We start from the raw sequence: 21,352 nt of genomic DNA on the forward strand, positions 1-21,352 counted from the left end.
ATATGAAAATAGCACTACACTTACTCTTTCTTTTCTCTTTAACCACAATGTTTGGACAACGAGGAATCGTATCGGGCACCCTGGAGGCAGATGGTGGTCCACTCCCAGGCGCAAACGTGATTATCAAAGGTACAAGCATTGGTACTCAAACTGATTTTGACGGCAATTATAGCATTGAGTGTCAAGTGGGCGATACGCTCCTCATCACCTTTGTAGGTTATGACACTAGAGAAGTCCTGGTAACGCCAGCGCTATTAGGTTTTGAGGAAATTCCATACTCTGCTCCTCGTGAAGCAGTCCCGATGATTAAATCGATTGCATATAGCGATGCTGTTCAGAGAGCTAGTGACTCTTTACATAGTATTCCCAGTCTCAACTCATCTCCTTATATGTATACTAAAAGAAATGGCTATCGGTCATTTAGAGGAATCAAGAGTATTAAACAAAGTAAGAATATCGTCACACTTAAATATAGCGATGGTGAATTGTATGTTGATGGAACGTACAAGGGCAGTATGCAATTGCGAACTATTACTGACAAAAACTTACCTAGCAACGGCATAAATCCATATGCTTCTGTTTTGAGTACCAATCATAGGGTAAATACTTCTATTTGGGACAATAATATAAGAGGCGGATTGAGTTTAAATTACGGCATAGGCAATGATAATTACCTAAGCACCGTATTCCATAACGAGGGTATTTCTGCTAACTTCAATACACAAGGGTCTTATAAAATCCCGTTGCAGATTCAGCTGGGGTATAACTCGGCGACAGATAATCTGGCAAATCTTAACGGGTATCAAAATTTGCTTCTCGGTCGTCAACTTACAAACGCGCAATTTCAGGAAAATCCGCTACTAGCTTTAAATGGTAATGAAAGTATCTCGAAGAGCAAAAACTTTAGAACGGCTGTAAGTGCAGAAAAATCTTTTGGATTAGATTTCAAATTGATAGGAACACAAAGCCTTGTGATTTCTGATAGGGATGAAGAGTACAGACTCAACGCTGGCAGTTTTGGCTATGAAAGCGATTATCGTTCAGGTAAAAGATTTAATAACCTACAGAGCAATACGGCATTGACGTTTCAGACAAATTTTGAAATTTTAAATAGCATTGGAGTAAACACAACTTCAAAAATCCAATGGCAACATTCAGAAATAGACTATGATTTTAATGAAGTGGGCAATGAAAATCCGCTCAGAACATCGCAGGAGCTCAACCAAGGTATTTTTGAAATGCAACACAATATCAATTTAGATTATAACAATCACGTCTTCCTAAACTTGACCAATACGAGTATTGCAAGCACGCGACAAGCGGGCGCACTCCTAGTGCCCCAAGTCTCAATCTCGGCGGTACCCACGGAGATCTGGTATGGACTAGACAACGGCTTTATAGATTACATTAATGTGAGTGCTCGCTACGGCGAGACGGTGAGCGCCTCGGGACTGTTTTATGACAATTATGCTCATCAATCCTTGCTACTGGAAGACACTCAGGCTTTACAACTTCTAAATAATCGGGATTTATTTTATCCAGAAGATTTGGCTTTGGAGAGCGGTCGTTCTTTTGAGGTGGCGACGGAGTTTCGACTTTTTTACAATCGCTTAAGGCTTGGTTTTACTTACGAAAACAGAAAGGATGATCACGGTATTTTTCCAGTACGTTTAGGTGATGGTTTTGTGTTGGATAATTTGGCAAATACTAGAACGAAAGGCTTTGACATTTCGCTAAGAACAATCAATATAAATGGATACGATGATAGTGCGAGATGGACTACTGAGGTTACGCTTTCGCGAAAGCGCACAAAAACAAGTTCCCTGCTCAACGGCTCAGACCGTGTTTCCATCGCAGGATTTTCTAATGTAAATGCAAATCTTATCCCTGGAGCTTCGGCTGGAGTTATTGTTGGAACGGCATTCGAAAGAAACGATAATGGAGTAATTGTAACCGACAGTCAAGAAAACCCAGTAATTGCCGAAGGGGTGCGCATCATAGGAGACCCGACTCCCGATTTTATTCTTGGCATCACTAATCATCTAGATATTGGTCGTTGGAATGTTGCGCTATCTGTGGATTACCAACAGGGAGGTGACATCTGGAACGGCACTCAAAAAGCGCTCAACAATTTTACAGACGCTGATGAATCTTACGTTGAGGAGGCCACTTTCATCAACATAAAATCACTTTCGGCAACCTACGAACTTGTCGATGAGAAAAAGTGGAATAACAGCGGGCACTTGCCATTTTTTAATTCTTTTAAGATAAGTGTGTTTGCAAACAATCTTGCGACCTCTACGGCATACAGAGGCGCCACCCCTTACAGTTCGGCTTTTGACAATCAATCTGCTATGGGAATTCAATATTTTAATACGCCACTTCAGCTAGAAACTGGCTTTTCAATCATCGCAAAAATATAATTTTATGAAAACTATACTTTACATCTTGCTTTTAGCTTTTGGTATTTCGATGTCCGTTTCTGCCCAGCAAGAATTGGCACAAACCAAAGCCCCAGACCGTGTAGAAAAAACCTATCTGCACACCGACCGTCCATTTTATTTTCCGGGGGAAACGATTTGGTTCAAGGCTTACATCACAAATGCCCACCATAAAGTCACTACCCTAAGTGACGTACTTTACGTAGAACTGGTTTCGCCAGAAGGAAACGTCGTGCGCACCGATGATTATAAGATAGGTACGGGATATTCCTACGGGCAGTTCGAGCTAGATAAGAACTGGGTGGGTGGCATCTATACTATAAAAGCCTACACAAAGTGGATGAAAAATAATGGAGAGGAGTCCTTCTTCTCTAAAAAAATCACGATACAAAAAGTAGTGCAACCTAGACTTCAAATGACCTTTGACTTCATAAAAGAAGCCTACGGTCCTGGCAGTAATGTCCAAGCCAAAGTAAAACTCGAAGACCTAGAAAACAACCTCCTTAAAAACAAGCAATGCAATTACACCCTATCTATAGACGGGAAAGTTAAAGTTACCGAACAGGGCACTACAGATAATGATGGGATGCTCTATCTCAATGTGTCCCTTCCTGAAGGTTTAAAAACAACGGACGTAATAATCAATGTGACCATACCCCACGAGGGGAATACGGAAGCTATCTCGAGAAGTGTCCCTGTGACTCTAGATAACATTGACCTACAATTCCTTCCAGAAAGTGGAATAATGCTAGCCGATTACAAGAACACCATTGTCTTTAAAGCGCTCAATGCCTATGGAAAACCTGCAGACATTAGCGGTGTGATAAAAAACAACGCAGGTCGAGTGGTTGCAAATTTCTCGAGCTATCACAATGGGATGGGAAGTTTTGACTTAACACCTCAAGCTGGTGAAACCTATACTGCTCATATCACCGTTCCATTTGTTTCCAAACAAACGTACGTGCTACCTGAGGCGCAGAACAACGGTATTACGATGCACCTAGAAAAAATCTCTAACAAGAAGGCAACCTTTACGATAACCGCCAGCAAGGCGTACGACATAGAATTGTGTGGAAGTGACGCGCAGGAAACGATTTTTAGCAATGGATATTCCTTGAAAAAAGGGAGTCAGCAGGTGGAGGTTCCTATTTTCGCTTTCGCGAAAGGGATTACCAAATTTACCTTACAGACCACGTCTGGAGACCATATCGCAGAGCGTCTCGCTTTTGTCCACTATGATCAAAAACTAGATATTACCATTACCCCAGACAAGGAAACCTACGGCACCCGCGAAAAAGTAGATGTGCTCATCACCACTAAAGACCAGAATGGCAACAACGTGCCCGCAAACCTTTCGGTTGCGGTAGTGGACAATAAACTACTAAGCTTTGCCGATGACCGTCAGGATACTATAGAGTCCTATTTTCTGATGTCTAGCGAACTCCAAGGTAGTATCTACAAACCTAACTTTTACTTTAATCCAGAAGAGAAAAAAGCATCTCGAGCGCTCGATTACGTATTGCTTACCCACGGTTGGAGATCTTATATGACTGAGAAGCCGTTTGATATTCTTGAAGCTACGCACAAACCTGAGCAACTGTATTTGCAATCTGGTATCGTAGTTAATATGAACGACAAGCCTACAAAGGCCGAACTACTTTTATTTGATGCAAACACGGACCAAGTACTTCCTTTTGCAACAGACGAGAACGGAAAGTTTATTTTTAAAATGGAACAAAGTGCATATCGTACTTTGATTGCTTACAATAATAAAGGCGACAAGTTAAAGATAAAGCTGGATCCCTCACACAATGTCCAGACTTATAATGATTTTCGCAAGAGAATAGCTGTTGAAGCCGTCGTCGAAGAAAATGAATTACAAGAAGTAAAAAAAATCGCCAGACCTAACGCAAAACCTATCGTCCAACAAGCTCAAAAAATAACAAATGCGTCTGTTACGCTCAATGGAAGCAACACTTTAGAAGAAGTTATTGTAACTGCTCAGGGCATTAAACGAGAAAAGAAAGCATTGGGGTATGCTGTAACAAGGGTAGAAGCAGAAGCTCTAGATGAGCCAGCTCAAGACCTTGGGAGAATGCTTCAAGGGCGTGCACCAGGTGTAACCATAAATAATCAGGACGGAGCTTCTGGAAGTGCCTCACAAATAATAATTCGAGGCTACAGTTCTATCAACGGAAGTAATAAACCATTATTTGTCGTAGACGGTGTTCCCTTTACTGATGAAGGTAACGGTGTAGACGGCACATTATTAGATATTCAGCCAGATTCCATAGAATCTGTAAGTGTTTTAAAAGGTCTTTCGGCAACAATGCTATATGGCAGTCAGGGTCGTAATGGTGTCATCATCGTAAACACCAAAAATGATGCGTTTAAGAACAACCATTACAAGAAAAAAATAGGAGGAGCAAACTTTAAGAATTATGCTGTACAGCATTTTTACAATTATCAGTCACGCAACTTTAATAGCGCTAAGGAATTTTACATTCCTAAATACGACAGCAAGAAATTGCCAAAAGAGCGCACAGATTTCCGCTCTACGATTTATTGGAATCCGGTCGTACAGACCGATAAAAATGGGATTGCAACTTTTGGGTACTACAATTCAGACGCCACGACATCCTTCAGCATTATTGCCGAAGGTGTGGACGCCACAGGCCAGTTAGGTCGTAAAGAACAAAGCTACAGCGTGACAAAACCATTGAGTATCGATTACAAAATGCCCGCATACCTGTCCGTAAATGACAAAGTCACGCTTGCGATTACCGTTAAAAATTCAACTACGGAAGATGTTTCGGGTGCTTTAGAGATTGAACTTGCTGATGAGTTCGCTTTCGCGAAAGCGCACAAAACCCAAAAAACCACCATTCCTGCCAATGGATTTAAAGTCATCCCAGTAACCGTTATTCCAAAGCAACAGGTGGTTGATGCATTATTAAGTGTAAATTTTATAACTGACACTTATAGCGATTTCTTAACCCGAAAAGCAACGATTATAAGTCCATATTTCCCGACGCAAATATCTATTTCTGGAGCCAAAAGCGAGCAGTACGTTGTGGATATTAACAACATAGTTGATAGCTCACTAGAAGCAGACTTTACCGTTTACACAGACATCGTGGGTGACGTGATGAATGGTATTGAGTCACTCATAAGAAAACCTTCCGGTTGTTTTGAGCAGACCTCATCAAGCACCTATCCCAACATTATGGTACTCAAGTACCTAAAAGAATCTGGCAAATCGAACACCGACATCGAGCAAAAAGCCTTAGGTTTTATCGCCGAAGGGTATAAGAGACTGATTTCATTTGAAACAAAAGAAGGCGGGTTTGAATGGTTCGGAAAAACCCCACCGCACGAAACGCTCACGGCTTACGGCATTCTGGAGTTTACCGAAATGAAAGAAGTGTATCCAGAAGTGAGTCAGAAAATGATAGACCGCACCGTACAATGGTTAATGAGCAGAAGAGATGGTGAAGGCGGATTTTATAAAAGTCAAAGAGGATACGACAGTTTTGCAAGTAGTCCGGAGGACGTAGCAAACGCTTATATCGTGTATGCCTTGAGTACTTCAAAAGTGGACGTAAATCTAGACAAGGAATATCAAACTGCACTAGCCAATGCACTTAACAGCAACGACAGCTATAAACTTGCACTTATGGCTAGAGCTTCAAAAGCACTCAACAAAATGAGCGATTATGAGAAGCTGATGACAGTAATAAAAGCGAATATTTCTGAGTATTCGTTTGATAAATTACCTGTAAAAAACACGATTACTCGTTCTTACGGCAATGACAAACAGACGGAGACCCTAGCTTTTACCATTCTCGCATTGTTGATGGAAGATAATCGAGACGATGCCCTTATCGCGCAGGCAGTAGAACAGCTTTTACTGGCCCGCCGTCACGGAACCTTTGGGTCTACACAGGCAACAGCAATGTCACTTAAAGCACTCATCGAATACACCAAAACGCAAAAACAAAAGCTCGTACAGTCTAAAGATACTGTGACCTTGGTTATTAATGGCAAAAACCTAAAAAATACGCTTACCATTTCAGACAATGGAAAAGTCCAGATTGCAGGGATTGCAAAATATCTCAAGGAGGGAAAAAACACCATCGGTATTCAATTTTCTAATGCAGAAAATACGTTCCCATACGGCCTCGACCTTAACTGGAAGAGCACGCTACCCACTTCGACAAGTGATTGTCCGCTGGAGCTTGAAACGGTCATTGGGGACTCGGCAATTGCGGTTGGAGATAACCTGAGAATGACCACAAAGGTTACCAATTTAAAAAATGATGGTCTTGGAATGGTAACCGCCATCATCGGACTTCCCTCTGGTGCGAGTGCACAGCCATGGCAACTCAAGGAACTTATCGAAACAAACAAAGTTGCCTTCTACGAAGTTTTTGACAATAACATTGTTTTGTACTGGCGCTCCTTCGAGCCTAGCGAATCCAAAGTCATCAACCTAGATTTAAAAGCCGAAGTTTCGGGAGATTACACCGCTCCGGCTAGTTGTGCATATTTATACTATGGAGAGGAATTTAAAATTTGGAAGAAAGGGGTTACTGCTAGTATTCAGTAGATACGTTTGGTTGGTGTGAAAGAAAGAGGAGGCTCATTTTATGACCTCCCCTTTTGATATTACTATGGCAATAAATCTTTCTCAATAAACAGAGGTAATGGTAATATCGCTTTCGCGAAAGCGTACCACATCCCCTTTTTTCTTACCCAACAGTAATTGTCCCATAGGAGAAGAAAGCGCCACCGCGTAAAAGGGACGTCCATCCACTTTAATCTCACCTGCCGAAACAGCAATAAAAAAACGATTTGTAGTCGTGTGCACCACACTCCCCAATCGCACATAATCACTTTTTACCTTAATATCTACCTTAGAGAGTGCTTCTTCTATCTTACCGATTTCCTTAAGCTGTTCTCCTGCTTGCTCACGATCTATCTGCAACATTGCACGTCCTGTCTCGTGCTTATCTCCTGCAGAGCTTTTGGTCTCGTCTTCCAGCGACTCCATAATATCGGAAATTACGTTTTCAACCTTGGTGCGTCTATTTGCAATATGTAAATGACATTTTTCTAGTAATGCAGATTTTATTTCTAAGTGGTTCATAAGTTGTGCAGAACAGTTTTAAGATGTGAATAGCCCTGTTATACGTTAAATATCAAAATAAGTTACAGGCTAAAAAAATAAAAATGAGATTAGAAGTTATAAATAGAACACTTAGCCCTTCGGATTCTGAGCGTTGCCGAAGGCCATATCTGCCAGCTCCTTCCCTACTAGACTTCCTATAGCTACGCCCATACCGCCTAATCGAACTCCGCAATAAACGTTTGCCGAAAGTTGCTTTACAATGGGTTTCTTTTGGTTTCCCACTCCCATTATTCCGCTCCAGCGGGAGTCGATTTCATAGGATATGTTTGGGAGAATGACCTCGCTGAGTAGACGTTCTAATTTGTTTTGAATGATTTCAGTTTCTCCAAATTCGGTAGTTTCTTCGGTTTTAAAATCTAGGTTTCGGCCACCTCCGAGGAGGATGCGGTTGTTTATGTTTCTGAAGTAATAATAACCTTTGTCTAGGTGAAACGTTCCTTTAATTTCTAAATTCGGAACGGGCTTCGTCACAAGTACTTGTGCCCTGGCAGGTTTTACTCTTGGAATTTCTAGGTTGCGTGCAAATCCGTTAGTTGCAATAAAGAGATTTTTGCTTTTGAAGGTAAAGCGCTGGGTTTGGATTGTCACCCCATCATTGGTTTCATCATACGACTGGACTTCTGTACTGTTGAGTATCTGGATGTTTTGCTTTTGAGCTTGGGCAATTAAGGCTTGCATCATTTTTCCTGTATCGATTTGTCCTTCGTATTGGTTATAAATACATTCGGGCAAAACATTTTGAAATGAGGACGGTGCTTTCTTGATAGCATATACCGGCGCATCAAAAAGCGGTTGCAACAGTTCGTTTACCATTTCTAGCTTGCTCACACAGGTCTCAAACAAGTCCTTATCATCTTCCGTAAAAATCTCGTAACCGCCCAACTCTTGATAGTCTATCACCTCATCGCCCAGTCTATCCCTTAAGATTCCCAGCCCGTGGATGCGCTGTTTTACGAGGGCGACTACCTCGGCTTTTGTGTGGGTGTTTAGGTCGTCCAAGATTTCGGAGACACTTCCGAAACAGGCAAATCCTGCGTTTTTTGTGCTGGCTCCTTGTGGTAAAATGCCTTTTTCTAGGATGAGGATTTTTGCGCTGGGGAAACTTTCGCGCAAGCGTAACGCACAAGTTAATCCTACGATACCGCTTCCTACGACCGTAAAATCGACACGGGACAACCACGTTTCTTGCTCCCAATAACTAGGCTTCATAATCATCTTTTTGTAAAAATAAGATTCTCGGTGTTAGTCTCTGTCATAACATTCGTCTAAACGCTTATGCTTATCAAATTACTCACTCTTTTTTTTCTGTTTTCAGCTCCCGTTTTAGATGGAGGCTCCAAATCCTATGAAAAGCTGTATGATGACGCCGGAAATATTACTGCCGAGGGCTGGAAAATGGGCGAAATGCGGGTGAAATACTGGAAATTCTATCACCCCAATGGACAAGTTGCTTCTAAGGGGCATTACGAGAAAAACAGAAAAAATGAATACTGGTATTATTACAATCCTGAAGGCAAAATCATAAAAGAAGGTCATTACGATAAAGGAACGGCCGAAAATTGGTGGATTTTTTACGACCTTGCGACGCGCGAAAAACGCAAAGTGCAATTTAAAAATGGACTACGCAACGGTTTCTGTCTTGTTTATAAAAACGGTAGCCTCAAGCAAGTAGAACGCTATAAAAATGACAAAAAAAATGGTGTCTGGAATGATGTCACAAGTTTTAAACGGGATAACCCAGATGTTTCATTCTAGCCAGCCCAACTGTTAATGACACCCATTATAAAAGTTATCATCCCTGCCTACAACGAGCAGGATTCCATAGGTCACGTGCTGCAAGACATCCCGCACATTGTGCAGGAAGTCATTGTGGTGAGCAACGCTTCTACCGATAATACTGAAGAAGTCGCTAGGGCAAACGGCGCAACTGTGTTACAAGAAAACAATCGCGGTTATGGCTATGCTTGTTTAAAGGGGATGGCGCATATTGCGAGCTCAAACCCAAAGCCAGACATCGTCGTATTTCTAGATGGAGATTATAGCGACTATCCAGAACAGCTCACCGAAATTGTGGCACCCATTATTGAAAATGACTACGATATGGTAATCGGGGCGCGGGATAAACGCTTTCGCGAAAGCGGGTCAATGACCGTCCCACAAGTTTTTGGAAACTGGCTTGCGACGACGCTTATGACACTATTTTTTGGGGCAAAATTTACAGATTTAGGCCCTTTTAGAGCGATGAAATATGAAAGCCTCCTCGCGCTGGAAATGGAAGACAAAACCTACGGCTGGACGGTCGAGATGCAACTCAAGGTTCTAAAAAAGAAAATGAAATACACCGAAGTTCCCGTAAGATATCGCAATAGAATAGGTGTTTCCAAGGTTTCTGGGACGGTAAAAGGCGCTATCTTTGCCGGCGTAAAAATCTTGGGGTGGATCTTTAAATACAGCTTTAAAAAATGATTTTAGAAATCGCCATTATCGTCATTTATACCATCTCGCTGGTCATTATTTTTGCCTACAGCCTCTCGCAGTTGAACCTCTTGTTCAACTATTTAAGAGCGCAACGCAAGAAAGATGATGCACCAAAATTCAACTTTAAAGACCCTGAGCAAATTCCGCTCGTGACCATCCAGCTCCCTGTCTATAACGAGCTATATGTGATGGAGCGATTGCTGGACAATATTGCTTTGCTAGAATATCCACCAGAAAAGCTGGAAATTCAAGTCCTGGACGACAGTACGGATGAGTCTTTTGACACCACACGATTACATATAGACCGCTTGCGCGAAAAAGGGCTCGACATCAAGCACGTTACTCGCGATGACCGTTCGGGATTTAAAGCGGGAGCACTCAAGGAAGGGCTTAAAATTGCCAAAGGAGAATACATCGCAATTTTTGATGCAGATTTTCTTCCAGAGCCTAACTGGCTCAAGCGTACCATTCCCTATTTTAAGGATAGAAACATCGGTGTCGTTCAAACCCGCTGGGGACATATAAACAGAGATTATTCTTTGCTAACTAAAGTTCAGGCCTTTGCGCTGGATGCGCATTTTACACTCGAGCAAGTAGGAAGAAATAGCGAAGGGCACTTTATTAATTTTAATGGCACAGCCGGCGTATGGCGTAAGCAATGCATTCTGGATGCCGGAAACTGGGAAGGTGATACCCTGACGGAAGACCTCGACCTGAGCTATCGCGCCCAACTCAAAAACTGGAAATTCAAATATCTGGAAAACGTAGAAACCCCTGCCGAGCTTCCGGTGGTGATAAGCGCTGCGCGCTCACAGCAATTTCGATGGAATAAAGGTGGAGCCGAGAACTTTCAGAAAATGTCTAAGAAAGTAGTGAAAAGTAAAAATATTTCTACAAAAACCAAGGCTCACGGGTTATTACATTTATTAAATAGCACGATGTTTCTCAATGTGCTCATCGTGGCATTATTGAGTATCCCAATGCTCTACATTAAGAATGAATATTCCCACTTAAAGCCGTACTTCTATGTGATGAGTTTCTTTGTGGCGAGTACCATTATTTTCTTTGTGTGCTACTGGTATATGTTTAAGAGTATTTATGGCGGTGGCTTCAAACAGTTCATAAAATATATCGGGATGTTTTTTACATTCTTCAGCATCGCGATGGGATTCTCATTGCATAATTCTATTGCCGTGATTGAGGGGCATTTAGGTAAGCGAAGTGATTTTATAAGAACGCCTAAGTTTAATATTAATTCGCTCAAAGACTCTTGGAAAGGCAACAAATACTTAAAGAAAAATCTTTCGGTCAATGTGATTTTTGAAGGTCTTTTGATGCTCTATTTTGGTTTTGGAATGTACTCTGCTTTTGTGGTAGGAGATCAAGGAGGAGATTTCGGACTTTTTCCGTTTCACTTGATGCTTTTTGCGGGATTTGGTTTTGTATTTTTTAAGTCGCTTACGAGTAAGGCATAATTACAACGGAGATTTCTCACTCAAATACTTCCAATACCTTTTAGGCACGTGTCTAAGGTGTAACCTCATATTCTTACGGGAAGTGATATTCGTGCTTTTAAAGTAATTTTTCCAAAGGTCTTGATACAGCATTTCCTCCTCAGTAAAATACATCGGGGCTTTGAGACTGGAGTTTATGTCTCGTGAGATTTCGAGATCTACAGTTTCTAACTTATGTAGATCATAATAAATTCCATAGTTTCTATTCAGGTCATAAATGAGCCACTTTTGGTCTGCATAACGATTTTTAAAGTGTGAAGCATTGAGCGGTAGGACATTAAAATCTGGTTCGACGGTGGCAAAATAGATATTATCCCGTGTCTTTCTGAACCGTACAAAAGCATCCATTCTGTGCTTTTCTCTTCCCACCTCCTTTACAATCTGATTGAGCTTGAGCACATCAAGATCAGAAAAGTCATCTACCACATTGCGACCATTAAAGCCTTTTCTGATAATTGCTTGAAGTAAGCGTTCCATCTCTAATTTCTCACTTAAAAATGCACGATATATAAGTCTGGATGCTGGTTTACCGATTTTAGTTAGAATACCTTTCCAGACACGGTCTGCCTTTGTCATATCCGTCCAGACTTTAAACGTCTCGTCAAAAAGGTTTTCTGAAGCGAACTGCTCTCTCTCAATTTTGGCAATGGCAGGCCTGCGCTCGTATATCTCAAAAATTGCAGTGAGATATCCCTCAAAAGTACCATCATATATGAAACGCTCTACCATAGCTTATACAGGCAATGCGGGATTATCAAATAGATTGAGTTGTGCGCTATAATTTCCCCGAAACTTGGAGGAGCTGTTGCTCAATATCAAACTCTTGAGTTGCGCTGGAGTGCGATCTTTAGATTCAAACCTTGAGGAATCACACACAAGAAAGTACTGTGCTCTATTCATTGAGATACCAATAGCTTTGAGGTTATCCCAATTCAACCGTCTGTAGCGTCTGGCATTTATAATTTTATGGACAGATTTCATCCCGATGCCCGGAATACGGGCAATCATCTTTCGGTCTGCGCGGTTAATATCTATGGGGAATTTATCCAGATTACGGAGTGCCCAACCCAGTTTTGGGTCGATGTCCATATCTAAATTCGGATTTTCTTTATTTAAAATCTCCCGCACATCAAATCCGTAAAACCGCAGTAACCAGTCCGTCTGGTATAACCTGTTCTCCCGCATCATAGGCACCTCTGTCCCGATGGAAGGCAACCGCTCATCATAACTTATGGGAATATAACCCGAATAGTATACCCGTTTCATATTAAACTGCTTGTAGAAATATGCACTTGTGTACATAATCTGTGCATCTGTCTCTCCGCTTGCACCTATGATCATTTGGGTACTCTGACCGGCCGGAGCATAAACAGGTGTACTCTTAATGAGCTTTTTCTCGCTTTTGTACTGGATGATTTCGTTGCGCACCTTTTTCATTGGCTTGATAAAATCTTCTCGATTTTTATCTGGCGCTAGTAATTTGAGCCCTTTCTCTGTTGGAATCTCGATATTTACAGAAAGTCTATCTGCATATAAACCCGCTTCTCGCATTAATTCATCACTTGCGCCAGGAATAGATTTTAAGTGAATGTAACCGTTAAAGTTTTCTTCCTCCCGTAATTTTTTCGCCACAGCGACGAGCCGCTCCATCGTATAATCGGCATTTTTAAAAATACCGCTGCTCAAAAACAGTCCTTCGATGTAATTGCGCCTATAAAAGTTAATCGTAAGATCGACCACTTCCTGAACCTTAAAAGCCGCACGTTTTACATCGTTACTTTTACGCGTCACGCAATATGCACAATCAAAAATGCAATGGTTGGTTAGCAGAATTTTGAGCAGAGAAACACAACGACCATCTTCTGTATAGGTGTGACAAATCCCCATCCCGCTGGAATCTCCTAAGCCTTTATTCTTGTTCGTGCGCTTGCTTCCGCTAGAAGAGCAGGACACGTCGTACTTGGCCGCATCGGCAAGGATATTGAGTTTTCTTTAATTCTTTCAAAGTTCACAGCAGGGATTTTATTCAAAATTATGGAATATTTCCTAATTAATGCGTTTTATCCAAATGATTGTGAACGCAATTGATGGTTTTTAATGCCGCTTTCCTTGAGACAAGTTCAGGATAAATCGCGAAATAAATTTGAGATAAATCGCGAAAGCGTATCCCCTATTATTCGACTATCCCTTTGTATTTTTAAACCAAACTCCGAAATATGTCACAACCCAACCACCTCAAAGTAGCCCTCGCCCAGATCGCACCCGTGTGGGGTAATCAAAAAGCGACGCTCGAAAAAATAAAAACCTCAATCATCGAGGCTTCGGAAAATGGAGCGGAGCTTGTCATTTTTGGAGAAGGGCTTTTGCCGGGATATCCTTACTGGCTCTCCTTAATGGACGGTGCTGCTTGGGATAAAAAAGAAGTCAAAGAATTGCACGCCCATTATGCGCGCAATGCGGTGGATATTGAAAGAGGGGATTTAGAAGAAGTTTGTACGCTTTCGCGAAAGCATAATATCGCAATTTATCTAGGCGTCATTGAGCGTCCTCAAGATCGTGGCGGTTCTAGTCTATATTGTTCCTTAGTTTATATAAATCAGGAAGGTGAGATACAATCTGTACACCGAAAGTTACAGCCTACCTACGACGAACGCCTCACCTGGGCGCCTGGTGATGGTCACGGTTTACGTGTGCATCCGCTTAAACAGTTTACCGTAGGCGGACTCAACTGCTGGGAAAACTGGATGCCGTTGCCACGTGCAGCGATGTATGCACAAGGCGAAAATCTACATATTGCTGTATGGCCGGGAAGCGACTACAATACAAAAGACATCACGCGATTTATCGCTCGGGAATCCCGCTCCTACGTCATATCCGTCTCCAGCCGAATGGCCATCGCTACCGATTTCCCCAAAGACACACCTCATCTAGACACCTTATTAAAAAATGCTCCAGAGCGTTCCTCAAATGGAGGTTCCTGCATCGCTGGTCCAGATGGGGAATTTATTCTCCCTCCAGATACAACCTCAGAAGGGCTAATTTACCATACCCTAGATTTTAACCGCGTGTATGAGGAGCGTCAAAACTTCGATCCATCAGGACATTATTCTCGTCCTGATGTGACACAGCTTACCGTTAATCGTGAACGGCAGACTACGGTAAAGTTTGAAGAGTAGCTGTTATAGTCGGTAGTTTCGATACGATTTTATCTTTCGCTCAGGCAAAAGACAAAATCACTCGACCGCTTTGAAATCGAAAACGAAAACGAATTTGAACTGGAAGATGTAATTTAAGAATTAAATTAAGCCATTCTCCTTTAAAAAAAATTGAGCTTATTGAGCTACGTTCCTGAGTTTGTTTATGCGATTTCTCCTATCGTCGAAATGACCAATCAAATCGTCATTTCGACAAAGCAAAGCGCCGAGAAATCGCATTACAGTGAGCAGGTTTGAGTGAGCAACTATGCTGAGCTATATTCCTGAACTATACTACGCGATTTCTCCTATCGTCGAAATGACTAAAATTTTATCATTTCGACAAAGCGCAGTACCCCAAAGTATAGGGAGTCAAAATGAACGGTTTTTTTCAAATCCTTTGCTTTGTTTCGGTCTCCGTAATAATCATCGGGTACATATCTTTAATACGGTTGAGTTGTGATTTTACTTTTTCCAGATTTCCGTCGTAAGAGCCAGCTTTTACCTGCGCTTGGATTTCTGTGAAGTCCCAGCCGTATAATTGTTGCGATGTTCGATCACGCAAGGTGTTGTAAGCACTTGTTATGATGTTCTGTACAGCAATATAATCACCGTATTTTGTATCACGATTTGATGTGATTGCAATAACGGCCTTTTTTGGATGATCAGATGATGTCGCGTCTCGCACGCCCTCACAATAGTCACAGAATAAATCTGAAGATTCTTCGATTATCCCACCGTTATCTATAAAGTCTATTGCTTGTTGAGCTAATTCACTCACAGGCAACAATTCCTGATTAACAAGTAATTCTCCATCGCTATTAATATTTACAACCATAATATTGCGCATACTCACTTGACCTTCATTTTCAGTTTTATCTGGTGGGAGTTGTCTAAAAATTCCTTTGTCTTTATCTATGGTCGTGGTGACCAGAAAGAAAATCAGTAATAAGAATGCGATGTCTGCCATAGAGCCAGCATTCACTTCGGAAGTGTTACGTCTTGCCATAATTAAAAGGTTTTAAATGTTGAACACTTAAAGGTCATCAAGGTCTGTGCCATTAGGGTTTAGCGTTGTGGTTTTTACGCTTTTGCGATTTATCTCGAATTTATTCCGCGAAAGCGTAACTATTACCATTCACTTTACCTTCTTATATTCTCAGAACACATCATACTAAATGCTACCTTTGCACCAAATATCAAGTATTTATGTCAAGAGGAGGAGAACGTAACGGAAAACAAAAACCGTCAGGTCGTGGTGATGCAAAAGGTCGCTCTAAAAGTAGTGCCCGTGGGAATGCACCCATTAATAAAAAAGGCAATCCAAAAAATGCCGAAACAGCAAAGAAAGCAACGACGTCTAAGCGCGCTGCAGATGGTAAGATACGTCTAAACAAATACATTGCAAACTCGGGAATGTGCTCCCGTCGTGAGGCAGATATGTACATCTCTATAGGGAACGTGACTGTAAACGGGCAAGTTGTAAACGAGATGGGATATAGAGTTAATATGGATGATGATGTACGTTTTGACGGACGCCGTATCAATCCAGAACCTAAGACGTATATATTACTAAACAAGCCCAAAGGATTTGCTACCACAACAAGTAATGAAAAAGGAATGACCGTTATGGATCTTGTTGCAAAAGCAACTACTGCAAGAATTAAACCTATAGGTAGACTGGGACGTAATGCTACTGGATTACTTCTTTTTACAAACGATGAAGCAGTCGTAAGCAAGTTTACAAATTCCAAAAATGGAGTGACTAAACTATACCACGTTGAGCTTTCTAAAAATCTCAAAATGGCAGACAAGGATCGTATTCTTGAAGGGCATAAGGTAGAGGGGAAAACGATACAGGTGGAAGAGCTAAGTCACGTAGAAAATGCCAAAAAGAGTGAAGTGGGAATTAAAATAAAGCACCGTGGTCATAGTGTAATACGCGAGCTTTTTGAAAGTCTAAACTATGAAGTAATACGGATAGACTGTGTGGGTATTGCAGGTTTGACAAAGAAAGACCTTCCTAGGGGACATTGGAGGCATCTTACTAGTCAAGAAGTAAACAATCTCGCAATGCTCTAATTATTAGTCTATGGAGTATCGCTTAACCATCGTAGTTCCTGTTTACAATGAGGAGGACAATCTTCTAAGAGTCGAAGCTGAATTTTTGAAATATTTTAAAACCGCAGTCGCTAAGAGTAAAGTACTCTTTGTTAACGACGGTTCAAAAGATAATAGCCAGCATATTATTGAAGAAATTTGCTCACGTAATAGTGATTTTGAATTTATCTCTTTTGTTGAAAATCGAGGCCTGAGCGCTGCTATTAAAGCTGGGTTTGATAACACAGACACGGAGCTCGTCGGGTACATCGATAGCGATTTGCAAACTGCTCCAGAAGATTTTAATATTCTGATTAAGGAAATAGGCACTTATGATCTGGTTACGGGTGTACGTGCAGACCGGAAAGATAGCTTCGTTAAGAATATGTCTTCTAAAATTGCAAATGGTATACGCCGCTCCTTTACTCACGACGGGATGGATGATACAGGCTGCCCACTTAAAATAATAAAAACGGACTACGCACAACGTATCCCGATGTTTAAAGGGTTACATCGTTTTCTGCCAGCGATGATCTTATTGCAGAACGGAAAAGTAAAACAAGTTCCGGTACGTCACTTTCCTCGTATTGCTGGGGAAGCAAAATTTGGACTTTGGAATCGCTTATTAGGACCTCTTATGGACTGTTTTGCATACTTATGGATGAAAAAAAAATACATAAACTATAACATAGGCAAAAGTAGTCGTGGATAAACTTTCCATCATTGCGGTGATTGCACAATTGCTTTTTGGAGCGAGGATGCTCTCGCAATGGCTACTTTCTGAGAAGCAAAAAAAAGTGGTCACGCCACTTACCTTCTGGTGGCTGAGCCTTTCTGGTTCTTTTGTGCTCTTTATATATGGGTATCTGAGAGTAGATTTCCCCTTAATGTTAGGGCAAGTTCTTGCATACATCATCTACATAAGAAATTTACAGATTCAAAAGCAATGGAATATCTTACCCAAATGGACACAACTATTTGTAGTAGGAATCCCCATTGCCATTGTTATTTATGGCTACAACAACGGCAAATTTGACATCTCCGCCTTATTTTCTAGAGAAGAGATGCCCCAATGGCTCTTAATACTAGGAATCGTAGCACAAGTGCTATTTACACTCCGATTTGTTTATCAATGGTTTTATGCAGAAAAAAATAAAGTTGCCACATTACCTTTAGGGTTTTGGCTATTTTCCTTTACGGGTGGCTTACTTTCACTCGCATACTTTACCTTAAGAACTGATTATGTGATGGTAATTTCCTACGGACTAGGTACTTTTATTTATACCCGCAATATTTATTTATATTTCAAGTCACAATAGTGATTAAACTACTAGAAAAACGCCCTATCCTTACTATCATTAGCTTGGTAGCATTACTGATTTTTCCTATTCTAGATATACTTGAGGTGAGTATTATGGAGGCTCGCAATTTTATTTCGGCAAGGGAGATGCTTGTAGATAGCAATTGGGTACTTACTACTATGAGCGGGGAAGCAAGGTATCAAAAACCTCCCTTACCTACTTGGCTCACGGCAATTTCGGCAAGTGTCTTTGGATTAAAGAATATTTGGGGATTACGACTTCCTGCGGCACTTATGGTAATGCTTCTGGGAAGTATGGTTTTTACGCTTTCGCGAAAGCTAAAACTCTCCAAAAACCAAAGCCTAGGTAATGGATTAATCGCTGTAACCTCGTTATACGTCGTGCTCATCATCTTTGAAGCTCCGTGGGACATTTACGCACACGCCTTTATGCTTACGGGTATTTACTTTCTGGTCAAAATCTTAAACGCCGAGAGAAACTCGATTCTAAATACTATTTGTGCTTCATTATTCATAGGCTGCTCGATTTTAAGTAAAGGACCAGTTGCACTATATGTACTTTTGCTTCCTTTTATATTGAGCTATATAGCCATTTATAGAAAAAACGCAAGCTCAAAAACGTGGTCGTTAAGTATTTTAAGTATTGTCTTAGGTTTATTTATAGGATTTAGTTGGTACTTATATGTGCGCTACGCAGATCCAGCGACATTTAGTCGAATGGCTGAGAATGAGACAGGCAACTGGACCAGTTACAACGTGCGCCCTTTTTACTACTATTGGAGTTTTTTTGTTCAAAGTGGCGTATGGACATTACCTGCGTTTATCAGTCTTATATATCCTTATCTAAAAAGCCGAGTTTCTGATCTTAAAGCATATCAATTTACTTGGCTCTGGACGATTCTGGCGGTTGTATTATTATCTATTATCCCTGAGAAGAAGTCTCGTTATTTAATGCCGATTTTAATCCCGCTGGCCATAAATTGCGGGTTTTACGTAGATTATTTAATGCGCAAGTTCAACGGATTAAGAGATAGGAAAGAAACGATTCCTGTCTATTTTAATTTTGGGTTACTAGGTACAGTATTTCTTTTATTAAGTGTTGCGGGAATTGTAAGTCCATTCATACTTGAGGGTGTGTCTTGGTGGCTTTTGCCATTATCGATAATTTTGATTTTTATCTCCGTTATACTACTGCGTAGTCTTATTAAAAAGAATTTTGAATATGTTTTTATGTTTTCACTCTGTGCCTTAATTATAAGTCTCTTTTGTTTTACTCAGGTTCAAAAGTTTGAGATACCTTGGCAGGAAACATCAATAAATAATAACAGCTCCAACACCGTAGCCACTTTTGAAGCGTTTGAAAGTAAAGAAAAGCTTCCCATTTATATTTTTGACGTAAAGTCTCCAGAAATGATTTGGGCATCTGGAAGAATTTTACCTCAAATCTATGACGATAAAGCAGTACTGCTACCCCCAGAAGATAAATTTTACCTACTCGTTTTTGAAATAGAGTTCTCAGAAGTAAGTAAAACTCTTCAAGGATATGAGACAGAATACCAGTTTACAATAGACCTGAATAAAGTCCCTAAAACTTCCCGCAACTATACGGGCAGAAAAAGAGCAGAAGTCTTTAAAGTAGAAAAGTTAGATAGATAGCGCAACATCATTTGGTTTTCTAAAAAGCTCCCAAAAAAAGTATCCTATTACAAGGGCATATTCTGTGGCGACGAGCCATAGATTTTCTTGAAATCCGCCATCAGTATACGCACTATAACTAAGCATTATCGTAAAACTCCAAACCAGCGGAAATCTATATCTGGTAAATACGCAAAGTAACAAAGGAGTCGCCACATACCACGGATGCACGGTTGTAGACAGTAGAAAATAAAAAGAAATCCCAAAAAGCATTGAAGTAATCATTTGGCTCATCGTTACATTCTTTCTAAAAAATGCCAGAAGTATCAAAAAAATTACTACAAAAATGGGCAATTTAGGCCCTACATCCCAGATAATATTCCACCCCACAAGTTCATAACCTATCCACCTTATGATATAATAGACACTCGCGTTAAACTCAAAATTCTTGAACCAAAGCGCAATCGATGCGCCAAAATTTTCGGCAAACTGACCTGTTAGAAAAGGGAGGAATGTCAGGAACACTGTGAGTATTACTATGAGGTAAAAGTAAATGAGGCGAGGGAGGTTTTTTACGCTTTCGCGAAAGCGGTATCCCCAAGGGTAAGAGCTTCTAAAGTGTGATTTACGTATCCCTCCACCTTCCGTTAAGAAGTACTGTAAAAACAATGGCAGTAATAGCAACGGAATAAGCTTGGTCGAAACTGAAAGCGCCAGCACAATCGCACTTAAAACCCATTTTCCTTGCGCCAAAAGATATAGTGACCACACCACAAAAAACAACATTACAGATTCAAAATGAAGATTTCCTGTCATCTCGATGATGATGAAAGGATTAAGCGCATACCAAAAGATATGGTACGGTTTCATCCCCAGACGCTCCAGCAATTTTTTTCCAAAGTAAATAATCCCAACATCTGCAAGAATAGTGGATATTCTAAAGACCATAACAGACCCAACGATGCTCTTGCTAGAAACTAAAGCCGCAATACTGAACAAAAGCTGGTTGACTGGAGGATAGTTTGTAAAGTGTTTCCCGTTAAGCATTCCCATCCCAGCATACAATTCCTGTGCTTGGGCAACGATTGAGAAGTTCCCAGCGTCTATATAACTGAGCGGTGTTGTGAGATAAGGATTTAAACCCTGAACGAGCAAACGCCCATCCCATATAAACCGGTAAAAATCTTGTGATAAGTTAGGAATCGCAGGAATAAAAACCAGCCGAAATAGTATGGCTAAACCAGCAACTGCCGAGAACCCTGCTCTCCATTTTTTAAGGTAAAGAACAAATAAAAAGAAGAGCCCTCCATAAAGTGCAAGGAGTTGAGGAAAATCTGCTCGCTTTAGGTTATAAGCAAAAATTACATAAAAAACACAACTAAACGTTGCAAATAGTATAGTAAATCTGTGTTGCTTAAAATGAGAGAATAATTGCAAATGATGCGTATTTAAGAATTTGTCCCTATTTGAGACTGCAA

General features: G+C 40.8%; 15 protein-coding genes and 1 pseudogene. 10 read left to right on the forward strand and 6 right to left on the reverse strand.

Annotated features, from left to right (window positions below):
* The first annotated feature begins 2 nt into the window (after window positions 1–2).
* Both EAX61_RS09550 and EAX61_RS09555 read left to right on the forward strand, forming a co-directional pair.
* A complete protein-coding gene (locus EAX61_RS09550; RefSeq protein WP_236642021.1) occupies window positions 3–2,423 on the forward strand; it encodes a carboxypeptidase-like regulatory domain-containing protein in 2,421 nt (806 codons plus the stop codon).
* A gap of 4 nt (window positions 2,424–2,427) precedes the next feature.
* On the forward strand, window positions 2,428–7,050 hold the full coding sequence (locus tag EAX61_RS09555) for a TonB-dependent receptor plug domain-containing protein (RefSeq protein ID WP_121917463.1): 4,623 nt from the start codon (window positions 2,428–2,430) through the stop codon (window positions 7,048–7,050).
* Window positions 7,051–7,131: 81 nt separating this feature from the next.
* On the opposite strand, the gene EAX61_RS09560 is transcribed toward EAX61_RS09555, so the two are convergent.
* The gene (locus tag EAX61_RS09560; protein ID WP_121917464.1) at window positions 7,132–7,590 is read right to left on the reverse strand and encodes a GreA/GreB family elongation factor; all 459 of its coding nucleotides are present in this window, start codon (window positions 7,588–7,590) and stop codon (window positions 7,132–7,134) included.
* Window positions 7,591–7,701: 111 nt separating this feature from the next.
* Window positions 7,702–8,841, reverse strand: coding sequence for an NAD(P)/FAD-dependent oxidoreductase (locus tag EAX61_RS09565; protein ID WP_121917465.1), 1,140 nt, complete (start codon window positions 8,839–8,841; stop codon window positions 7,702–7,704).
* 66 nt (window positions 8,842–8,907) lie between these two features.
* On the opposite strand from EAX61_RS09565, the gene EAX61_RS09570 reads away from it, so the two are divergent.
* The 3 genes from EAX61_RS09570 to EAX61_RS09580 are packed head-to-tail and all read left to right on the forward strand — an operon-like array spanning window position 8,908 to window position 11,585.
* Window positions 8,908–9,387, forward strand: a complete 480-nt coding sequence (locus tag EAX61_RS09570; protein ID WP_121917466.1) for a toxin-antitoxin system YwqK family antitoxin — start codon at window positions 8,908–8,910, stop codon at window positions 9,385–9,387.
* Between the two features lie 15 nt (window positions 9,388–9,402).
* The gene (locus EAX61_RS09575) at window positions 9,403–10,098 is read left to right on the forward strand and encodes a glycosyltransferase family 2 protein (RefSeq protein ID WP_121917467.1); all 696 of its coding nucleotides are present in this window, start codon (window positions 9,403–9,405) and stop codon (window positions 10,096–10,098) included.
* Window positions 10,095–11,585, forward strand: coding sequence for a cellulose synthase family protein (locus EAX61_RS09580; protein ID WP_121917468.1), 1,491 nt, complete (start codon window positions 10,095–10,097; stop codon window positions 11,583–11,585). Before EAX61_RS09575 ends, EAX61_RS09580 begins: the two co-directional genes overlap by 4 nt.
* On the opposite strand, the gene EAX61_RS09585 is transcribed toward EAX61_RS09580, so the two are convergent.
* Together EAX61_RS09585 and EAX61_RS09590 are read right to left on the reverse strand one after the other, a co-directional pair.
* Complete coding sequence (locus EAX61_RS09585; RefSeq protein ID WP_121917469.1) at window positions 11,586–12,353, reverse strand: TIGR03915 family putative DNA repair protein; 768 nt, start codon at window positions 12,351–12,353, stop codon at window positions 11,586–11,588.
* A 3-nt stretch (window positions 12,354–12,356) separates the two neighbouring features.
* A pseudogene (locus EAX61_RS09590) lies at window positions 12,357–13,636 on the reverse strand (putative DNA modification/repair radical SAM protein).
* Window positions 13,637–13,840: 204 nt separating this feature from the next.
* On the opposite strand from EAX61_RS09590, the gene EAX61_RS09595 reads away from it, so the two are divergent.
* Window positions 13,841–14,800 carry a carbon-nitrogen hydrolase family protein gene (locus EAX61_RS09595; protein WP_121917471.1) on the forward strand — a complete coding sequence of 320 codons (960 nt, stop codon included), beginning with the start codon at window positions 13,841–13,843 and terminating at the stop codon, window positions 14,798–14,800.
* A 409-nt stretch (window positions 14,801–15,209) separates the two neighbouring features.
* Here the strand turns inward: EAX61_RS09595 and EAX61_RS09600 are convergent, their stop codons facing one another.
* The gene (locus EAX61_RS09600) at window positions 15,210–15,827 is read right to left on the reverse strand and encodes an ExbD/TolR family protein (RefSeq protein ID WP_121917472.1); all 618 of its coding nucleotides are present in this window, start codon (window positions 15,825–15,827) and stop codon (window positions 15,210–15,212) included.
* A gap of 200 nt (window positions 15,828–16,027) precedes the next feature.
* Between EAX61_RS09600 and EAX61_RS09605 the strand changes: the two genes are divergently transcribed.
* The 4 genes from EAX61_RS09605 to EAX61_RS09620 are packed head-to-tail and all read left to right on the forward strand — an operon-like array spanning window position 16,028 to window position 19,895.
* Window positions 16,028–16,900, forward strand: coding sequence for a pseudouridine synthase (locus EAX61_RS09605; protein WP_121917473.1), 873 nt, complete (start codon window positions 16,028–16,030; stop codon window positions 16,898–16,900).
* 10 nt (window positions 16,901–16,910) lie between these two features.
* Complete coding sequence (locus tag EAX61_RS09610) at window positions 16,911–17,630, forward strand: glycosyltransferase (RefSeq protein ID WP_121917474.1); 720 nt, start codon at window positions 16,911–16,913, stop codon at window positions 17,628–17,630.
* Window positions 17,623–18,237, forward strand: a complete 615-nt coding sequence (locus EAX61_RS09615; protein WP_121917475.1) for a lipid-A-disaccharide synthase N-terminal domain-containing protein — start codon at window positions 17,623–17,625, stop codon at window positions 18,235–18,237. Before EAX61_RS09610 ends, EAX61_RS09615 begins: the two co-directional genes overlap by 8 nt.
* Complete coding sequence (locus EAX61_RS09620) at window positions 18,237–19,895, forward strand: ArnT family glycosyltransferase (RefSeq protein WP_121917476.1); 1,659 nt, start codon at window positions 18,237–18,239, stop codon at window positions 19,893–19,895. The genes EAX61_RS09615 and EAX61_RS09620 overlap by 1 nt, the downstream gene beginning before the upstream one ends.
* Here the strand turns inward: EAX61_RS09620 and mptB are convergent.
* Window positions 19,884–21,311 (reverse strand): polyprenol phosphomannose-dependent alpha 1,6 mannosyltransferase MptB, encoded by a 1,428-nt coding sequence (mptB, locus tag EAX61_RS09625; RefSeq protein ID WP_201739441.1) that lies wholly within the window; start codon window positions 21,309–21,311, stop codon window positions 19,884–19,886. The two genes, EAX61_RS09620 and mptB, sit on opposite strands and share 12 nt — an antisense overlap.
* Window positions 21,312–21,352: the final 41 nt, after the last annotated feature.

It is taken from the genome of Dokdonia sinensis, assembly GCF_003688895.1.
GTDB lineage: Bacteria > Bacteroidota > Bacteroidia > Flavobacteriales > Flavobacteriaceae > Dokdonia > Dokdonia sinensis.